This is a genomic window from Vibrio sp. SG41-7 (assembly GCF_014164465.1).
GTDB lineage: Bacteria > Pseudomonadota > Gammaproteobacteria > Enterobacterales > Vibrionaceae > Vibrio > Vibrio splendidus.
The window spans coordinates 1-4,054 of record NZ_JACJFF010000217.1 but is presented as its reverse complement, the minus strand read 5'-3'; the positions used below and the strand labels follow the sequence as shown (position 1 = coordinate 4,054).

Annotated in this window: 4 protein-coding genes; 2 read left to right on the top strand and 2 right to left on the bottom strand. The window is 43.4% G+C overall.

The annotated features are described in order from the left end of the window. Positions 1-360 precede the first annotated feature (360 nt). Together H5300_RS25800 and H5300_RS25795 are read right to left on the bottom strand one after the other, a co-directional pair. Positions 361-636 carry a hypothetical protein gene (locus H5300_RS25800; protein ID WP_041154791.1) on the bottom strand — a complete coding sequence of 92 codons (276 nt, stop codon included), beginning with the start codon at positions 634-636 and terminating at the stop codon, positions 361-363. 13 nt (positions 637-649) lie between these two features. Continuing rightward, positions 650-1,627, bottom strand: a complete 978-nt coding sequence (locus H5300_RS25795; protein WP_017086038.1) for a ParM/StbA family protein — start codon at positions 1,625-1,627, stop codon at positions 650-652. Between the two features lie 471 nt (positions 1,628-2,098). On the opposite strand from H5300_RS25795, the gene mobI reads away from it, so the two are divergent. Then, positions 2,099-2,653, top strand: coding sequence for a conjugative transfer protein MobI(A/C) (gene mobI, locus H5300_RS25790; RefSeq protein ID WP_182797269.1), 555 nt, complete (start codon positions 2,099-2,101; stop codon positions 2,651-2,653). A 146-nt stretch (positions 2,654-2,799) separates the two neighbouring features. Next, entirely contained in the window at positions 2,800-3,801 is a 1,002-nt protein-coding gene (locus tag H5300_RS25785; RefSeq protein WP_182797268.1) for an IS110 family transposase, read from the top strand. Positions 3,802-4,054: the final 253 nt, after the last annotated feature.

The window sequence follows — 4,054 nt, the reverse complement described above, 5'->3', positions numbered from 1 at the left end:
GGGTTCATCTGCCACCTCGCACCAACGTGCATCTTGAGTCACCTCTTGATGGACGCTTCCGGCATTTGCCCGGATGTGGTGTCAGGCTTCCCCAGTTATTGCACTGACTCCCTGTTAACAATGCCACCCTCAAACACATTATAGGTCTGACTGAGTATTAGACTTCGCGCTATTTCGGACGCTTGCCCACCTATAATGCCGAAGCAGGTTCACTTGCGTTGTGTACTGTTAACTTCCTATCGCTTCCTTCAGACCCTGCCGTTGGCCAGCAACGCCCTTGCGATTCGGATTATCTTCCCCTCAGTCGGGGTGATTTCTCACCCCTTTTCTATTGGAACAACGCTCTATTTACAATCTGCGTCATACACTTTGCAGCAATTTACCTTTCAACCCATTCCTAGCTTTGTCTAACTTATTATTTTTCTCTTCAACCTGCTCTTCAAGTGGAGGGCTAGAGTGTTGGACTGTAGTCATTGCCCCACCTCTAAGAGCATACATACCTAACATAGCTAAACATCTAAGACGGTCACAACGTTCCTTATGATGCATTTGAGATAGCTCTTGATAAAGCTCGGGAAATGCCTGCTCTGAGACTTTGAAATTACTAATTTTCCCATCCCAATCACTACTAGCCATATGTCCCCCTTAACTAGCCGCAGAACCAAAAACCACGAGCATTCGATGCCACTGCGTTGGAAGGAACCACAACCTTTGAATGAGGGAACAGTTCTTTTGCAGCTTCTTTGTAAGCCGAAGCTCCTCCACCAGCAAGCAACACAGCATCAGCAGCCATACCTTCTTCACGCATAGACTTCTTCATAGGCGTTAATGCATTTGGAGCAACCTTGGACGCAGCCTTATCGAAGTACTCACCAAGAGGAACTTTCGAACCGTGTAGAAGCAATTCTTTCTTATTCGAGCGGATAGCTTTTTCGATTTTTTCTAATCCAGGTCCCGTACCATAGTCCTCTTGTATTAGTCTATTTAGTTCCTGTAGAAGCATAGACATAGCTTTCAGAGACGTACCAGAAGATTGATAACGCACCTCCCCCTCTTCGAGAGCGACCCAATCAACACTAAAAAACCCAGGGTCAATAACAACTGTCCGACCTTCATTTATGATTTCTAACAGTTCCTCATCATCGCAAGAACTAACCACATCCATATACGCTCCGGCAGGCTGAGGCACCACTACAACTGATTTCACCAGCACCTTTCTTTTAGGTGAAATTTGATGCTCGCCAGTGAGACGTTCAACAAGTGCATCTCTCTTAGACTTATCCATAAACTGATCAACAGGAAGACCAGTTACAAGAACATCAATCTCTGAACGTCCGCTCAAAAGTAAGCCAGCTAAAAATAAAGCCTTATACGATTTGGTTGAGGGATAATCACCATGTAACTCTCTTTCCCATCCCTGCAATCGATCTGGCTCAACTCCAGCGACCCATTTTTCTCCATCTATGTCCACCAGGATACAATTAGACGCGCCTCCCATTAACTGCTGAGGCATAAGCTCTGCTGGCCCAGCGCCTACAGGCAGAACTTCAACCTTAGGCTCTTCCCCCTTCTCTCCGTATGCAAGTTTTAAGTTTGAGTATCCAATATCTAGACCAAGAACAAACATGCCCCACTCCTATTAAATCAAAAAGTAATCACAAGATGGCTTTTAGATGCAATTCAGCCGATGAGAGACAATTTACATCACGACATTTACCAAGACCGCCTCCACAATTGCCCAAAAGGGGCGTTTAGATTGCTTTTCGATTAAAAAACGAAAAAAAAGCAACAATCGAAGCATTTGCTCAAGACTCTTTAATAACTTCGCTGGTGAATAGTGAAATATTTATGAGTAGAAATCCTATATCTATCTGGATAAAACAGACACATAATCATAAAGAGTGCAACATCTAGGATATTGATAGTAAATTATCCAGATAGATAGAGCGTTGACAAAATTAATTCACGAGCTATCGTAAGAGAGTACTTATCTATCTGGATAAAATAGTTAAATCCTCCAGATAGATAGATATTTGGATAGGAATTGGTTAGGAATTTCGCTATTAGCCACGCTAAAGCCAGCTCAGGAGCCTAAGAAATGAGTACGGATAAAATCAGTAAGAAGGCAAATATAGACTGGGATCTTTTGTTAGATCCCAAAAAAGAGGATGAAAGATCTGCACTGTACATTGATGACATCGAGGCAACGTCAAGAGACTTTGTTCTGGAGATACAAAACGCAATAGAGCAAGAGATGAAAGTACTTATCGTTGAAGCAAAGACAAAAGCTGACGTCCATTGGCGCGCAAACAGAATAGCCAGAGAGGAAGAGGATGAAAACAATCAATGGCGATTCGGAACTAGAGCAAGATTGAATGGCAGAAGCCTATCGGCAGAATGGTTTTTAAACCGTTTCGTGCCCGACCCAAAGGGGGGTAAGTCCCAAGTTTATTCAACATACCTCAAAAAAGGAAAAGGCAACCAATACGACTTGTCAGCATTCAAAAAGGCTACTGACGATGAGTTTAAGTCCATAAAAATGACCGAAGAGTACTACGTCGTACTAAGACAACGCTCAAATGTACTAATGAAGATCCGTAGGCTTCTGAATGACTACGAAAAACTTATTGATAAGCGAAAGGTTGAACTATAAGAACAACGAAACAAGGAGAATGATATGAACGCTTCCCCAAACCTCGGAGACTGATGGTGCAATTAACAGGAGGATACTCCCAGTCACGGCATCAAAGTGCCCAGTGTGGTTCAATCAAGTGAACAATCAACATGGGAGTATCCAACATGAACAGTAACGTATTTGGTATTGATATCGCAAAACAAGTCTTTCAAATTCATTGGGTCGATCAAGAAACCGGCGAAATCCACTCTGACAAAGTGAAGCGAAAAGATTTTGTTCAGTACTTTGCTAATCAACAGCCATCAATGATTGGAATGGAAGCTTGCGGCGGTGCTCACCATTGGGGAAGACTGTTCATAAAGATGGGGCATACCGTGAAGCTGTTACCAGCGAAGAAAGTCAAACCTTTCGTTTTTGGCAACAAGAATGATGTGGTAGACGCTCGTGCGATTTGGACAGCAATGCAACAACCAGGCATGAAGTTCATCGCGGTAAAAACACAAGAGCAGCAAGCGATTCTGAGCATTCACAGAATGCGAGAGTTACTGGTTAAACACAGAACGGCACAAATCAACGCGATACGTGGATTGTTGACAGAATTTGGTCTGGTGATGCCGAGAGGGAAACAGACCTTCAAGGAAAAGCTGCCAGATTGTTTAGCAAAACTGGAAGAGGATACTCCAGGTGCCTTTATGTGTGCCTTACAAGTTCAAGTTGAACGATTGACTCAGTTGGACGAAGACATTAAACAACTGGAAAAGCAAATACAAAGCTGGTTTAAACACAATGAAGATTGTCAGCGCATTGCCAAAGTGCCAGGCATAGGACCACTCACAGCCACGGCTCTTATTGCTTCAATGGGGGATGCGTCAGCGTTTAAATCCAGCCGAGAGTTTGCAGCGTGGATAGGTATGGTTCCACGACAAACGGGAACGGGAGGACGAGTGCACTTGCACGGGATCAGCAAACGAGGAGATGTGTATTTACGTACTCTGCTTATCCATGGAGCACGAGCGGTGATGACCCACAGTAAAGAAAAAAGTGAATGGCTTGTATCTTTGCAAGCAAGAAGACCGAAAAATGTCGTGACGGTTGCGTTAGCAAACAAAATAGCTCGAACCGTTTGGGCATTGGTTGTCAACCAAACAGAATATCAGCCTTGTTAAACAAAGCTGGTTACCTATTAAAATTAATAGGGTGTAGATCTTTTGGAACGACAAGAGATCTTTTTAAATCAGTCAGTTAGAGGTTCTGAAAATGCAAAAGAGGCCAGTTTGTGGTAGTTATTTAGCTGCGAAACACAATAACTCCCCAAAAAGGCCTCTTTATGACCGCAGCATACGTTAACTCACAAGATCTTTCATTCTTTTCTGACGCCTCCGAGCAATTAAATGCCATGGTCGACCACCTGAGTTCAGC